This is a genomic window from Streptomyces sp. NPDC033216 (genome assembly GCF_055577115.1).
This window is the reverse complement of the sequence record NZ_JBVIQK010000011.1, coordinates 155,155-169,217: the sequence shown is the minus strand read 5'-3', so window position 1 is coordinate 169,217 and position 14,063 is coordinate 155,155. Positions and strand designations below refer to the sequence as shown.

The window sequence follows — 14,063 nt, the reverse complement described above, 5'->3', positions numbered from 1 at the left end:
TCCCGGCCGTCCGCCGGCGCCGCGCGCGCGGGCGACCGGCCCGGTCAGGAGGTGTCCGCCCGCGCCAGCCGCAGCGTGCGCCCCGCCAGCTCGCTGATCCGCACCCCGTCGAAACCGAAGACGGCGCTGCGCACGGTGTCCTGCAACGGCTCCGTCCACTGCGCGGGGATCGCCGCCGCCCCGGTCAGCACTCCGGCCACGGAACCGGCCGTCGCCCCGTTGGAGTCGGTGTCCAGGCCGCCGCGCACGGTGAGGGCGATGGTCCGGGTGAAGTCCCCGTCGCCGTACAGCAGCCCGGCGGTGAGGACGGCGGCGTTCGGGACCGTGTGGATCCAGCCCAGGCCCGCCGTCTCCTCCGCCACCGTGGTGAGTGTGTCCTCCCAACCCAGGCGGGTGCCGTGGAGCGAGGTGACCCGGCGTACGATCCGGGCGAGGCGGCTGCTCGCCGGGATCACCGCCAGCGCCTCGTCCACGGCATGGCGCACCGACGGCGCGGTGAACGCGGCCGCCACCAGCGCGGCCGCCCACATCGCGCCGTAGACCCCGTTGCCGGTGTGCGACAGCACCGCGTCGCGGCGGGCCAGCGCGGCGGCGCGGCCGGGGAGACCGGGACTGGTCCAGCCGTAGACGTCGGCACGTATCAGGGCGCCGATCCACTCCTGGTACGGGTTGTCGTACGTCGCCGTCAGCGGCGGCTTCAGTCCGCTCGCGAGATTGCGGTACGCCGCGCGCTCCGCGGTGAACGTCTGGAGATACGGCAGCCGCAGCAGCCACAGGTCGCCGACCTGCTCGGTGCTGAAACCGAACCCGTGGGTCTCCAGGAGGTCCAGGCCGAGGATGGCGTAGTCGATGTCGTCGTCGCGGCAGCTGCCGTGGATGCGGCCGCGTACGCACTGGCGCCACTCGGGGCGCAGCGGCGGCCCGTCGTCGTCGGCGGCCGGCTCGGGCAGGTAGTCGGTGAGCGGCAGGGCGGCCGCCCGCCGCAGGTAGCGGTCGATGCGGTCGCGCGTCCACTGGTCGCCCTGCTCGACCGGCTTGCCCAGCATGTTTCCGGCGATCCGGCCCAGCCAGCCCCCGAGCACGCGGTCGGCGAGTTCGGCCTCGTTCACCACAGGGGTCATGCTTCCGGTCTACCCGATTCCGCGTCCGGCCGCTCCGTCGCCGCGCCGCCCGCCGGCCCGCCCGGCCGCCCTCCGGCCCGCGCCCTCCCGCCCGATGCCCGCGCGCCGACGGCCGTGGGCACCCGCGTGGCGGCCGTTCACGGCACGGGCAGAGCATGACGGCGGGTGCGTCCTCCGGTTAAGGTCGCAGCGGCGCGACTGGCCCCGATGCGCGTGGGCCTGGAGAGCAAGGGGATGGCAAGTGGCGGACGCTGGAGCGCAGGGCACCCGCAGGGTGCTCGTGGCCGCGGACAAGTTCAAGGGCTCGCTGACGGCCGTGGAGGTCGCCGAGCGGGTGACGGCCGGACTGCGCCGGGCACTGCCGGAGGTCGAGGTCCAGGCCCTGCCGGTCGCCGACGGCGGCGACGGCACGGTCGCCGCGGCGGTCGCGGCCGGGTTCGAACGCCGGGAGGTACGGGTCGCCGGACCCCTCGGCCAGGAGGTCACCGCCGCGTTCGCGCTGCGCGGCGACACCGCCGTGGTGGAGATGGCCGAGGCGAGCGGGCTGCAACGGCTGCCGGCCGGCGTGTTCGCCCCGCTGACGGCCTCCACGTACGGCTCCGGCGAACTGCTGCGGGCCGCGCTGGACGCGGGTGTACGGACGATCGTGTTCGGGGTCGGAGGCAGCGCCACCACGGACGGTGGTGCGGGCATGCTGTCCGCGCTGGGCGCCCGCTTCCTGGACGCGGACGGCGAACCCGTCGCCCCGGGCGGTGGCGGCCTCGCGGCGCTGGCGAGCGCGGACCTCTCCGGCCTCGACGCCCGCCTCACCTCGGTGGAACTCGTCCTGGCCAGCGACGTCGACAACCCCCTGACCGGCCCGAAGGGCGCCCCGGCGGTCTACGGCCCGCAGAAGGGCGCGTCGCCGGACGACGTGGCGGCGCTCGACGTGGCGCTCGCGCACTACGCCAAGGTACTGGAGGCCTCGGTCGGCCCGCGGGCGGCCGAGTGCGCCGCCGCGCCCGGAGCGGGCGCCGCGGGCGGCATCGGGTTCGGCGCCCTGCTGCTCGGCGCCCGGTTCCGCGCCGGCATCGAGGTCATGCTCGACGTACTGGGGTTCGCATCGGCGCTGGAGCGGGTCGAGCTGGTCATCACCGGTGAGGGCTCCCTCGACGAGCAGACCCTGCACGGCAAGGCGCCCGTGGGCGTCGCGGCGGCGGCGCGTGCGGCCGGCAAGGAGGTCGTCGCGGTGTGCGGCCGTCTCGCCCTGCCGCCGGAGGTCCTGGGCCGGGTCGGGATCCGGCGGGCCTATCCGCTCACGGACGCCGAACCGGACATCGAGAAGTGCATCGCGGAGGCGGGCCCGATCCTGGAGCGCGTCGCGGAGCGGATCGGGCGCGACTTCCTGACGTGATCGGTCCGGCGCCCGCGAACACGGGGAGACCGGAGAGCTGGAGGCGCGAGCGGTCGCGGCGGGCGGTGTGGGCCGCCGGCGGGCGTGGCGAACGGTCTTCCGGCCCTCGGGGTGTGCCGCCCCCGGTCTTCCAGGAGTGCCGCCCACCGGCTCTCGGGGGGTGTGCGCGCCGCCCCCGAGCCGCCCCCAGGTCTACTAGGAGTGCCGCCCACCGGCCCTCAGGTTCGCCGCCCACCGGCCCGCCCGCCGGACGCCGGGCGGATCCCACGTGAACGCCGAAACGGGTGTGGCCCGGACCTCGGAGGTCCGGGCCACACCCGTCGGCGGGGTGAGGGCGACTACGGCAGCTGTGCCGCGCGCGCCTCGCGCCGGTTGTCGCGGAAGTTGTTCACCCGGCGGGCCGTGGCGAACAGCGGAATGACCGCGCCCATGACCAGCTGGAGCGCGCAGCCCGTCTGGAGCAGCAGCTGGCCACCGGGGGCGTCGAAGGCCCAGGCCGTCAGCAGCCCCATCGACAGCACGATCCAGCCGAGCATCGCGCCGGCCAGGCGGCCCCGCGGCTTCGGGTACTCGACCCGGCTCACCATCAGCCAGGCGGTGCCCAGGATGGCGAGGAGCGTCGCCACGAAGGGCAGCTCCAGCAGCACGATCGAGACGACGGTCAGTGCCCCGAACGGTGACGGCATGCCCTGGAACATGCCGTTCGTCGGTGTCACACAGGAGAAGCGCGCGAGTCTCAGCACCACCGCCAGCAGCACGACGATCGCCCCGACCGCGGCGACTCTCTGGTAGGCGTCGTCCGCCACCATGCCGTAGACGAGGACGAAGTACGCCGGTGCCAGGCCGAAGCTGATCAGGTCGGAGAGGTTGTCCAGCTCCGCGCCCATCGGCGACGAGCGCAGCTTGCGTGCGACCAGGCCGTCGAACAGGTCGAACACCGCCGCGCACAGCATGAGGATGACGGCAGTGGCCGCGCTGTTGCGCGCCATGCCGGATTCCTGGCTGTCGGTGAGGTGCGGGATGAGGATGCCGGTGGTGGTGAAGTACACCGCCATGAAGCCGCACGTGGCGTTGCCGAGTGTGAGGGTGTCCGCTATCGACAGGCGGAGGGAGAGGGGCATGTCCTCCTCTTCGTCCACCTCGTCGGCCTCGGGCACCCAGCCCCTCTGGGCCTCCGGGTCAATCACGGTCAATGCGAGTCACCCCTGCCACGGTCTTCTGTCCCACCTCGACCGCGACGTCCACGCCCTCGGGGAGGTAGATGTCGACGCGGGAGCCGAAGCGGATCAGGCCGATCCGTTCGCCCTGCTCCACCTTCGTGCCCTCGGGAACGTAGGGGACGATGCGGCGGGCGACGGCTCCGGCGATCTGGATCATCTCGATGTCACCCAGCTCGGTGTCGAAGTGCCAGACGACGCGCTCGTTGTTCTCGCTCTCCTTGTTGAAGGCCGGCACGAACCCGCCCGGGATGTGCTCCACCGACGTCACCGTGCCGGCCAGCGGGGCGCGGTTGACGTGGACGTTGAGCGGGCTCATGAAGATCGCGACCCGGGTCCGTCCGTCCTTCCACGGCATGATGCTCTGCACCACACCGTCGGCGGGGGAGATGACCCTGCCGGACGCGATCTCGCGCTCGGGGTCGCGGAAGAACCACAGCATGCCCGCCGCGAGAGCGGTGGCGGGCACGGCGACGGCCTTGGCGACGCCCGAGCGGCGGGCGCGGACCAGGCTGACGGCGGCGGTGGCGACGGTCGGGAGGAGCCACGGCGATGCTCCGCGCGCAAGGCGTACGCCGGCCAGGCTGTCGCGAGGTGCAGAGGTTTGGCTGTGGGGCATGGATGACCTTCGTAGCGAATGATGCCGCGCTTCGACGGGGGGACGGCGGCTTTCCCGCGATCGTAGCGGTTCGGGGCCGCAACTGGGTAAGCCAGGAAGCCGAGTCGACGGCGAGGGCTGGTTGACGGGGTGTGATCTTCTTCTCGAAGAAAACACCCCCAACCGGACATCTAGCCCTGGAATCGATACTCTTCGAGCAGCCTGCGGCCGATGATCATTTTCTGGATCTCGGCGGTACCTTCACCGATGAGCAGCATCGGGGCCTCGCGGTAGAGGCGCTCGATCTCGTACTCCTTGGAGAAGCCGTAGCCGCCGTGGATCCGGAAGGCGTCCTCCACGACCTCCTTGCAGTACTCGGAGGCGAGGTACTTCGCCATCCCTGCCTCAAGGTCGTTTCGTTCCCCGGAGTCCTTTTTGCGCGCGGCATTCACCATCATGGCATGAGCGGCCTCCACCTTGGTAGCCATCTCGGCCAGTTTGAACTGGATCGCCTGGTGCTGGGCGATCGGCTTGCCGAAGGTGTGGCGCTGCTGGGCGTAGCTCACGCCCAGCTCGAAGGCGCGCTGGGCGACGCCGCAGCCGCGGGCGGCCACGTTGACGCGGCCGACCTCCACGCCGTCCATCATGTGGTAAAAACCACGGCCGGTGACCCCGCCGAGCACGCGGTCCGCGGGAACGCGCAGGCCGTCCATGATCAGCTCGGTGGTGTCGACGCCCTTGTAGCCCATCTTGTCGATCTTGCCCGGGATGGTCAGGCCGGGACGGACCTCGCCGAAGCCGGGCTCCTTCTCCACCAGGAAGGTCGTCATCGATCTGTGCGGTGCGGTCCCCTCGGGGTGTCCTTCGTCACTTCGTACGAGAACGGCCACCAGGGAGGACGTACCACCGTTCGTCAGCCACATCTTCTGGCCGTTGAGGACGTACTCGTCGCCGTCCCTCACCGCCTTCGAGGTGATCGCCGACACGTCCGAGCCCAGGCCCGGCTCCGACATGGAGAACGCGCCCCGGACGTCGCCGGCCGCCATCCGCGGCAGGAAGTGGTCCTTCTGCTCCTGCGTGCCGTGCTGCTTGAGCATGTACGCCACGATGAAGTGCGTGTTGATGATGCCGGAGACGGACATCCAGCCACGGGCGATCTCCTCGACGCACAGGGCGTAGGTGAGGAGCGACTCGCCCAGACCCCCGTACTCCTCGGGAATCATCAGGCCGAACAGGCCCAGCTCCTTCAGGCCGTCGACGATCGCCTGCGGGTACTCGTCGCGGTGTTCCAGCTCGGTGGCGACCGGGATGATCTCCTTGTCCACGAAGTCGCGGACGGTGGCGAGGATCTCCTGCTGGACGTCGGTCAGACCGGCGGTCTGGGCGAGTCGGGCCATGGCTACTTCTCCTGCTCCCTGAGCCGGGGGCGGCCGGGCTGCTCGCCGCCGCGCTCCTCGATGTACGTCTCGGTCGGCACCATCACCTTGCGGCGGAACACGCACACGAGCGTGCCGTCCTGCTTGTAGCCCTTGGTCTCGACGTGGACGATCCCGCGGTCGTTCTTCGACTTCGAGGGCCACTTGTCGAGCACGGTCGTCTCGCCGTAGATCGTGTCGCCGTGGAAGGTCGGCGCCACGTGCTTCAGCGACTCGATCTCCAGGTTGGCGATCGCCTTGCCGGAGACGTCCGGCACGGACATGCCGAGCAGCAGCGAGTAGACGTAGTTGCCGACGACGACGTTCTTGCCGAAGTCCGTCGTGTGCTCGGCGTAGTTGCTGTCCATGTGGAGCGGATGGTGGTTCATGGTGAGGAGACAGAACAGGTGGTCGTCGTACTCCGTCACGGTCTTCCCGGGCCAGTGCTTGTAGACGGCCCCGACCTCGAACTCCTCGAAGGTGCGTCCGAACTGCATCGCGCTCAGGCCTCCGGGATCTCGAACTCGGTGGTGCGCCGCATGCCGGCGGCGCGGCCCTTGCCGGAGATGACCAGGGCCATCTTGCGGCTGGCCTCGTCGATCATCTCGTCGCCGAGCATCGCGGAGCCCTTCTTGCCGCCCGCCTCGGAGGTGTAGTAGTCGTACGCGTCCAGGATCAGCTCGGCGTGGTCGTAGTCCTCCTGGGACGGCGAGAAGATCTCGTTGGACGCCTCGACCTGGCCCGGGTGCAGCACCCACTTGCCGTCGAAGCCGAGGGCGGCGGCGCGCCGGGCGACCTCGCGGTAGCCGTCGACGTTGCGGATCTGGAGGTAGGGGCCGTCGATCGCCTGGAGGTCGTTGGCGCGGGCGGCCATCAGGATCTTCATCAGGATGTAGTGGTAGGCGTCCGCCGGGTAGCCGGGCGGCTGCTCGCCCACGACCAGTGACTTCATGTTGATCGACGCCATGAAGTCCGCCGGGCCGAAGATGATCGTCTCGATGCGCGGGCTGGCCTGGGCGATCTCGTTGACGTTGTTGAGGCCCTGCGCGTTCTCGATCTGCGCCTCGATGCCGATCCGGCCGACCTCGAAGCCCATCGTCTTCTCGATCTGCGTCAGCAGCAGGTCGAGCGCGACGACCTGCTGGGCGTTCTGCACCTTCGGCAGCATGATGCAGTCGAGGTTCGGACCCGCGCCCTCGACGACCGTGACGACATCGCGGTACGTCCACTCGGTCGTCCAGTCGTTGACGCGAACGACCCTCGTCTTTCCGGTCCAGTCGCCCTCGTTGAGGAACTTGACGATGGTGTGCCGCGCCTCGGGCTTGGCGAGCGGCGCGCACGCGTCCTCCAGGTCGAGGAAGACCTGGTCGGCGGGGAGGCCCTGGGCCTTCTCCAGGAAGCGGGGGTTCGAACCCGGCACGGCCAGGCAGGAGCGCCGCGGGCGCAGACGGTTGACGGTCATGCGGGGACCTCCAGGGGGTCGAGCTTGTTCGCTTTGCGGATCTCGTCGACGATGCGGCCGATGATTCCGGTGATGTCGAAGTCCTTCGGTGTGAACACGGCGGCCACTCCCGCGGCCCGCAGTTGTTCGGCGTCACCGCCTGGGATGATGCCACCGGCGATCACCGGAATGTCTGTGGCACCGGCCACACGCAGCCGTTCGAGGACATCGGGCACCAGCTGGGCGTGCGATCCGGACAGGATCGACAGGCCGACCGCGTGCACGTCCTCGGCGACGGCCGCGTCCACGATCTGTTCGGGCGTCAGCCGGATCCCCTGGTAGACCACCTCGAAGCCGGCGTCACGCGCGCGTACGGCGATCTGCTCGGCGCCGTTGGAATGCCCGTCCAGGCCCGGCTTGCCGACCAGGAAGCGCAGCTTGCCGACGCCGAGGTCAGAAGCGGTCAGCTGCACCCTGCGGCGCACCTCGGACAGCGCCGAGCCCGCCTCGGCGGGGATCGCCACCGGCGCCGACGAGACCCCCGTCGGGGCGCGGAACTCGCCGAACACCTCGCGCAGCGCCCCCGCCCACTCACCGGTCGTGACACCGGCGCGAGCACACTCCAGGGTCGCCTCCATGAGGTTGCCGGTCCCCTTGGCGGCCTCCTTCAGCTTCTCCAGCGCCTTGCAGGGGCGCGGATGGTTGAACGGCGGCTGGTAGCGGGTGTCGCGCCAGTGCTGGAGGGAGGCGATCACACGGGCCTCGACGGCCGGGTCGACCGTCTGGATCGCCGTGTCGAGATCGGCGGTCAGCGGGTTCGGCTCGGTCGTCTCGAAGACGTTGACGCCGACGATCTTCTCCTGACCGGACTCGATACGGCCCCTGCGCTCCGCATGGGAGGACACCAGCTGGGACTTGAGATAGCCGGACTCGACGGCGGCCATCGCGCCGCCCATCTCCTGGATCCGCTCGATCTCGGTGAGCGACTCCTCGACCAGCTCGCCCACCTTGGCCTCGATCACCTTCGAGCCCTCGAAGATGTCCTCGTACTCCAGCAGGTCGCTCTCGTACGCCAGCACCTGCTGCATGCGCAGCGACCACTGCTGGTCCCAGGGGCGGGGCAGGCCGAGCGCCTCGTTCCAGGCGGGCAGTTGCACGGCACGCGCGCGTGCGTCCTTGGAGAGGGTCACGGCCAGCATCTCCAGCACGATCCGCTGGACGTTGTTCTCCGGCTGCGCCTCGGTGAGACCGAGGGAGTTGACCTGGACGCCGTAGCGGAAGCGGCGGTGCTTGGGGTTCTCGATGCCGTACCGCTCGCGGGTGATGCGGTCCCAGATGCGGCCGAAGGCGCGCATCTTGCACATCTCCTCGACGAAGCGGACGCCCGCGTTCACGAAGAACGAGATCCGGCCGACGACATCGCCCATGCGCTCCTGCGGCACCTGGCCGCTGTCGCGGACGGCGTCCAGCACGGCGATCGCCGTCGACATCGCGTACGCGATCTCCTGGACCGGTGTGGCGCCCGCCTCCTGCAAGTGGTAGCTACAGATGTTGATCGGGTTCCACTTCGGCATGTGGGAGACCGTGTACGCGATCATGTCGGTCGTCAGGCGCAGGCTCGGGCCCGGCGGGAACACGTGCGTGCCGCGGGACAGGTACTCCTTGACGATGTCGTTCTGGGTCGTGCCCTGGAGCCGGGTGATGTCCGCACCCTGCTCCTCCGCGACGACCTGGTAGAGCGCCAGCAGCCACATGGCGGTGGCGTTGATGGTCATCGAGGTGTTCATCTGCTCCAGGGGGATGTCCTGGAACAGCCGGCGCATGTCACCGAGATGGGCGACCGGCACCCCGACCCGGCCGACCTCGCCGCGGGCGAGGACGTGGTCGGAGTCGTAGCCGGTCTGCGTCGGCAGGTCGAACGCCACCGACAGGCCCGTCTGGCCCTTGGCGAGGTTGCGCCGGTACAGCTCGTTGGACGCCTCGGCCGTGGAGTGGCCGGCGTAGGTCCGCATCAACCACGGCCGGTCCTTCTGACGCTCAGTCATCTGTGACCTCAGATGTTCCGGAAGCGGTTGATGGCGTCGATGTGCTGGGCGCGCTTGTCGTGGTCGCGCACGCCGAGGCCTTCGGTGGGGGCCAGGCACAGGACGCCGACCTTGCCCTGGTGGAGGTTGCGGTGCACGTCGTGGGCGGCCTGGCCGGTCTCCTCCAGGGAGTACACCTTGGAGAGGGTGGGGTGGATCTTGCCCTTGGCGATGAGGCGGTTGGCTTCCCAGGCCTCGCGGTAGTTGGCGAAGTGGGAGCCGATGATGCGCTTCAGGGACATCCACAGGTAGCGGTTGTCGTACTCGTGCATGTAGCCCGAGGTCGAGGCGCAGGTGGTGATGGTGCCGCCCTTGCGGGTGACGTAGACGCTGGCGCCGAAGGTCTCGCGGCCAGGGTGCTCGAAGACGATGTCGATGTCCTCGCCGCCGGTGAGTTCGCGTATGCGCTTGCCGAAGCGCTTCCATTCCCTGGGGTCCTGGGTGTGTTCGTCCTTCCAGAACCGGTAGTCCTCGGCGTTGCGGTCGATGACCGCCTGCGCGCCCATGGCCCGGCAGATGTCCGCTTTCTGTGGGCTGGAGACGACGCAGATCGGGTTGGCGCCGCCGGCGAGGGCGAACTGGGTGGCGTAGGAGCCGAGTCCGCCGCTGGCGCCCCAGATCAGGACGTTGTCGCCCTGCTTCATGCCGGCACCGTTGCGGGAGACCAGTTGCCGGTAGGCGGTGGAGTTGACCAGGCCCGGGGCGGCGGCCTCCTCCCAGCTGAGGTGGTCGGGCTTGGGCATCAGCTGGTTGGACTTGACCAGGGCGATCTCGGCGAGGCCGCCGAAGTTGGTCTCGAAGCCCCAGATGCGCTGCTCGGGGTCGAGCATGGTGTCGTTGTGGCCGTCCGAGGACTCCAGTTCCACACTCAGGCAGTGCGCGACGACCTCGTCTCCGGGCTTCCAGGAGTTGACGCCGGGGCCGGTGCGCAGGACGACGCCGGCGAGGTCGGAGCCGATGATGTGGTAGGGCAGGTCGTGGCGCCTGGCCAGCTCGCTGGTGCGCCCGTAGCGCTCCAGGAACCCGAAGGTGGACAGCGGTTCGAAGATCGACGTCCACACGGAGTTGTAGTTGACCGAGGAGGCCATCACGGCCACCAGGGCCTCGCCGGGTCCGAGTTCCGGCACCGGCACGTCGTCCAGGTGGATCGACTTGCGGGGGTCCTTGTCGCGGGTGGCGAGCCCGGCGAACATCTCCGTCTCGTCCTTGTGCACGGTGATCGCGCGGTACGACTCGGGGAGCGGCAGAGCGGCGAAGTCGTCCGGGGTCGAGTCCGGCGACTGGATGGCGTCCAGGATGTCCTTCACGGTCACGGTGTTGCCTCCGGCGGTGGGCGCCCTGAGGGAGGGGCGCTGAGGGTTACGTCGGTGCTGCTGAGGGTGGGTAGGGGTGTGCCGTCGGTTCGGCGGGTGGTGCTGTTCGGCAGCGCTTTGTGGCGCGGGAGGTTGCCTGTGACGCAGGCGTCCGGGCGCGCGAGCCGGGGTCCCCCCGGGGCTCCGGGGGAGAGCTTGCGGGGACAGCCGACGTACGAATGGTCTCTGCACGCCGGCCGCCCGGACATCTTCAACGTATGACACCGCGTGTCACCTCGCAAGGCACTGAGTGCCAGAAGTTCGTCTCAGATGAAATCTTTACGTGACAGATGAGCGATGATCGATCGAACGCGCCCGGAAATCCGCGGGAAAAGGGGCTCTGACATGCCAAAACGGCCACCCGGTGGGGTGGCCGTCATCACAGCGTCCTGGTGTCGTGAGGGGTGGTTCAGCGCTCCTTGAGCGCCTGCTCGATGGTCCGCATGACCTCGTGCAGCGGGGCGTCGGTGCGGGCCACCGTCACCAGGACCTCGCCCTGCGCGGAGACCGCCGCGGGGGCCGGGCGCGCCGCGCCGGTGCTGCGCCCGGCGCCGATGCCCGTCCCGAACGTCTTCCGTACGATCCCGAAGGCGTGGTCGAGCTGGGCCTCGACGTCGCCCTGGCCGCCGGCCCGCAGCCAGCGCCGCAGGACGTGGTTGTGGGCGGTGACCACGGCGGAGGCGGCGACCTCGGCCAGCAGGGGGTCGTCGTTGGCGTCGTCGTCGTGCGCGTGCTCGTCGAAGTGGCCCAGCAGGTAACGGGTGAAGAGACGCTCGTAGCGGGCCACCGACGCGATCTCCGCCTCGCGCAGTGTGGGCACCTCGCGGGTGAGCTTGTAGCGGGCGACCGAGATCTCCGGCCGCGCCGCGTACATCTTCATGACTTCCTTGATGCCGCGGCACACCGTGTCGAGCGGGTGCTCGTGCGCCGGGGCCGCGTTCAGCACCGCCTCGGCGCGGATCAGGGTGTCGTCGTGATCGGGGAAGATCGCCTCTTCCTTGGAGCGGAAGTGACGGAAGAAGGTCCGGCGGGCGACCCCGGCCGCGGCCGCGATCTCGTCGACGGTGGTGGCCTCGTACCCCTTGGTCGCGAACAGCTCCATCGCGGCAGCCGCCAGCTCTCGGCGCATCTTGAGCCGCTGGGCCGCCGCGCGGGAGCCCGCGGCACTCTCCGGCGCGTCGGGCGTGGCTGGTGTACGTGAGGACTTGGCGGGCTGGGGCATGCCCTGAACGTACTGCATGTGCGCAGCTCGGTGCGCGTGTCCGGGGTCCCTCCCGCCCCGACGGGGCGGGAGGGGAACCGCCGGTCCGAGCAGCCCGCCCCAGTCCTCGACGGCCCTGAACCGGTCGCCGACGCCGTCAGCGGCGGGCATGTTCGCGGAAGCCCCGGCCCGTCTTGCGGCCGAGGCAGCCCGCGGCCACCAGATGTTCCAGGAGCGGCGCCGGAGCCAGCCCCGGGTCGCGGAACTCGCGGTGCAGGACCTTCTCGATCGCGAGGGAGACGTCCAGTCCGACGACGTCGAGCAGCTCGAAGGGGCCCATCGGATAGCCACCGCCCAGCTTCATCGCCGCGTCGATGTCGTCGAGGGAGGCGTAGTGCTCCTGCACCATCTTGATCGCGTTGTTGAGGTACGGGAAGAGGAGGGCGTTGACGATGAACCCGGCCCGGTCGCCGCAGTCCACGGCGTGCTTCCTGATCCTGAGGCAGACCTCGCGGACCGACGAGTGGACGTCCTCGGCCGTCAGCACCGTGCGGACGACCTCGACCAGCTTCATCGCGGGCGCCGGGTTGAAGAAGTGCATGCCGATCACGTCCTGCGGCCGGGAGGTGGCGCGGGCCAGCGCGACGACCGGCAGCGAGGACGTGGTCGTGGCCAGGACCGCGCCCGGCTTGCACACCTTGTCCAGCGCCGAGAACAGCTGCCGCTTGACGTCCAGGTCCTCGGCGACCGCCTCGACGGCCAGGTCGACGTCCGCGAACGCGTCGTAGGTGCCGGCCGGGGTGATCCGCTCCAAGGTCTGCGCGGCGGCTTCGGCGGTCAGCCGGCCCTTGTCGACGGAGCGCGAGAGGGACGTGCCGATCCGGGCCTTGGCCGTCTGAGCCTTCTCCTCGCTGCGGGCGGCCAGGACGACGTCGTAGCCCGCCTTGGCGAACACCTCCGCGATGCCGGAGGCCATCGTGCCCGAGCCGGCCACACCCACGCTGCGCACCGGGCGGCCGGGGACACCCGACGCGCCGGCGACGGGCGTCAGGGCGTCCGGCACCACCGTCGCGCTGCCGGGGGCGTCGTAGGTGTAGAAGCCGCGGCCCGACTTGCGGCCCGTCAGGCCCGCCTCGGCCAGGTGCTTGAGGATCGGCGCCGGGGCGTGCAGCCGGTCACGGGACTCGGCGTACATGGCCTCCAGGACCGTCCGGGCCGTGTCGACGCCGATCAGGTCGAGCAGTGCGAGCGGGCCCATCGGCAGGCCGCAGCCCAGCCGCATCGCGGCGTCGATGTCCTCGCGGGAGGCGTACTTCGCCTCGTACATCGCGGCGGCCTGGTTGAGGTAGCCGAACAGCAGTCCGTCCGCGACGAATCCCGGGCGGTCGCCGACCGCGACCGGCTCCTTGCCGAGGTCGAGGGCGAGGTCGGTGACCGCGGCGACGGCGGCGGGAGCGGTCAGCACCGAGGAGACGACCTCGACCAGCTTCATCGCCGGCGCCGGGTTGAAGAAGTGCAGGCCGAGCACCCGCTCGGGGCGTGCCGAGTCGGCGGCGAGCCGCGTGACGGACAGCGCGTTGGTGCCGGTCGCCAGGATCGTCTCGGGCCGCACGATGGCGTCCAGCTCCCGGAAGATCTGCTGCTTGATCTCGTACGACTCCGGCGCCACCTCGATGACCAGGTCGGCGTCGGCCGCCGCCGCGAGGTCGGTCGCGGTACGGACGCGGGCGAGGGCGTCCGTGCGCTCCTGCCCGGTGAGCCTGCCGCGCTCCACGGCGCGGGCGGTGGAAGCCTCGAGAGCGGCGACGGACCGCGCGGCCTGGGCCTCGCTGATGTCGATGCCGATCACCTCGCGGCCGGCCTTGGCCAGGACCTCGGTGATACCGGTGCCCATGGTGCCCAGACCGACGACGGCGATCGTCCGGAGGGCGGAGAGAGGGGTGGAGGACAGGGGAGTGGCCATCGCGGGACTCCAGGAATGAGGGTGACGACTGGAAGCGGCCCCTGGGTGCGCCCGGCGGCACAAGGGCGGCGCGGACGCACCAGGAGTGCGTGAAGAGGAGTGCTCGGTGCGGGTGTTGCCGGGCTTAACGCGCACACGCCCGGGGCCGTCGCTGCGGACGTGCACACGTCCGAGGAACGGTGATGACCGACCGGCCCTGTCCCGAGGCCGGGTCGTGCAAGCGGTACCTGTGTACCGAACCGACTCCGTCGCGGCGGCTGCGTCACCAGGCCGTCACG

General features: G+C 70.5%; 11 protein-coding genes. 1 reads left to right on the top strand and 10 read right to left on the bottom strand.

What is annotated here, in order from left to right; genetic code table 11:
* Window positions 1–44: 44 nt before the first annotated feature.
* Window positions 45–1,121: an ADP-ribosylglycohydrolase family protein gene (locus ACZ5Y0_RS21555; protein ID WP_469130295.1), complete on the bottom strand. Its 1,077-nt coding sequence runs from the start codon at window positions 1,119–1,121 to the stop codon at window positions 45–47.
* A 274-nt stretch (window positions 1,122–1,395) separates the two neighbouring features.
* On the opposite strand from ACZ5Y0_RS21555, the gene ACZ5Y0_RS21550 reads away from it, so the two are divergent.
* A complete protein-coding gene (locus ACZ5Y0_RS21550) occupies window positions 1,396–2,514 on the top strand; it encodes a glycerate kinase (protein WP_469130367.1) in 1,119 nt (372 codons plus the stop codon).
* Window positions 2,515–2,852: 338 nt separating this feature from the next.
* On the opposite strand, the gene pssA is transcribed toward ACZ5Y0_RS21550, so the two are convergent.
* From pssA to ACZ5Y0_RS21505, 9 genes are all read right to left on the bottom strand, one after another.
* Window positions 2,853–3,671: a CDP-diacylglycerol--serine O-phosphatidyltransferase gene (gene pssA, locus ACZ5Y0_RS21545; RefSeq protein ID WP_469130366.1), complete on the bottom strand. Its 819-nt coding sequence runs from the start codon at window positions 3,669–3,671 to the stop codon at window positions 2,853–2,855.
* Between the two features lie 22 nt (window positions 3,672–3,693).
* The gene (locus ACZ5Y0_RS21540) at window positions 3,694–4,350 is read right to left on the bottom strand and encodes a phosphatidylserine decarboxylase (RefSeq protein WP_469130294.1); all 657 of its coding nucleotides are present in this window, start codon (window positions 4,348–4,350) and stop codon (window positions 3,694–3,696) included.
* 170 nt (window positions 4,351–4,520) lie between these two features.
* Window positions 4,521–5,726, bottom strand: a complete 1,206-nt coding sequence (locus tag ACZ5Y0_RS21535) for an acyl-CoA dehydrogenase family protein (protein ID WP_469130293.1) — start codon at window positions 5,724–5,726, stop codon at window positions 4,521–4,523.
* A gap of 2 nt (window positions 5,727–5,728) precedes the next feature.
* Window positions 5,729–6,241: a MaoC family dehydratase gene (locus tag ACZ5Y0_RS21530; protein ID WP_469130292.1), complete on the bottom strand. Its 513-nt coding sequence runs from the start codon at window positions 6,239–6,241 to the stop codon at window positions 5,729–5,731.
* 5 nt (window positions 6,242–6,246) lie between these two features.
* Complete coding sequence (locus ACZ5Y0_RS21525; RefSeq protein WP_469130291.1) at window positions 6,247–7,206, bottom strand: HpcH/HpaI aldolase/citrate lyase family protein; 960 nt, start codon at window positions 7,204–7,206, stop codon at window positions 6,247–6,249.
* The gene (locus tag ACZ5Y0_RS21520; RefSeq protein WP_469130290.1) at window positions 7,203–9,230 is read right to left on the bottom strand and encodes a protein meaA; all 2,028 of its coding nucleotides are present in this window, start codon (window positions 9,228–9,230) and stop codon (window positions 7,203–7,205) included. The genes ACZ5Y0_RS21525 and ACZ5Y0_RS21520 overlap by 4 nt, the downstream gene beginning before the upstream one ends.
* Window positions 9,231–9,238: 8 nt before the next feature.
* A complete protein-coding gene (gene ccrA, locus ACZ5Y0_RS21515; RefSeq protein WP_469130289.1) occupies window positions 9,239–10,582 on the bottom strand; it encodes a crotonyl-CoA carboxylase/reductase in 1,344 nt (447 codons plus the stop codon).
* 448 nt (window positions 10,583–11,030) lie between these two features.
* Window positions 11,031–11,843, bottom strand: coding sequence for a TetR family transcriptional regulator (locus tag ACZ5Y0_RS21510; RefSeq protein WP_469130288.1), 813 nt, complete (start codon window positions 11,841–11,843; stop codon window positions 11,031–11,033).
* A gap of 136 nt (window positions 11,844–11,979) precedes the next feature.
* Window positions 11,980–13,785 (bottom strand): 3-hydroxyacyl-CoA dehydrogenase family protein, encoded by a 1,806-nt coding sequence (locus ACZ5Y0_RS21505; protein ID WP_469130287.1) that lies wholly within the window; start codon window positions 13,783–13,785, stop codon window positions 11,980–11,982.
* Window positions 13,786–14,063 lie beyond the last annotated feature (278 nt).

Bases quoted from the DNA above. Each gene is read 5' to 3' on its own strand.
- ACZ5Y0_RS21555 (WP_469130295.1), bottom strand. From the start codon at position 1,121: ATGACCCCTGTGGTGAACGAGGCCGAACTCGCCGACCGCGTGCTCGGG.
- ACZ5Y0_RS21540 (WP_469130294.1), bottom strand. From the start codon at position 4,350: ATGCCCCACAGCCAAACCTCTGCACCTCGCGACAGCCTGGCCGGCGTA.
- ACZ5Y0_RS21535 (WP_469130293.1), bottom strand. From the start codon at position 5,726: ATGGCCCGACTCGCCCAGACCGCCGGTCTGACCGACGTCCAGCAGGAG.
- ACZ5Y0_RS21510 (WP_469130288.1), bottom strand. From the start codon at position 11,843: ATGCCCCAGCCCGCCAAGTCCTCACGTACACCAGCCACGCCCGACGCG.
- ACZ5Y0_RS21520 (WP_469130290.1), bottom strand. From the start codon at position 9,230: ATGACTGAGCGTCAGAAGGACCGGCCGTGGTTGATGCGGACCTACGCC.
- ACZ5Y0_RS21505 (WP_469130287.1), bottom strand. From the start codon at position 13,785: ATGGCCACTCCCCTGTCCTCCACCCCTCTCTCCGCCCTCCGGACGATC.
- ACZ5Y0_RS21530 (WP_469130292.1), bottom strand. From the start codon at position 6,241: ATGCAGTTCGGACGCACCTTCGAGGAGTTCGAGGTCGGGGCCGTCTAC.
- ACZ5Y0_RS21525 (WP_469130291.1), bottom strand. From the start codon at position 7,206: ATGACCGTCAACCGTCTGCGCCCGCGGCGCTCCTGCCTGGCCGTGCCG.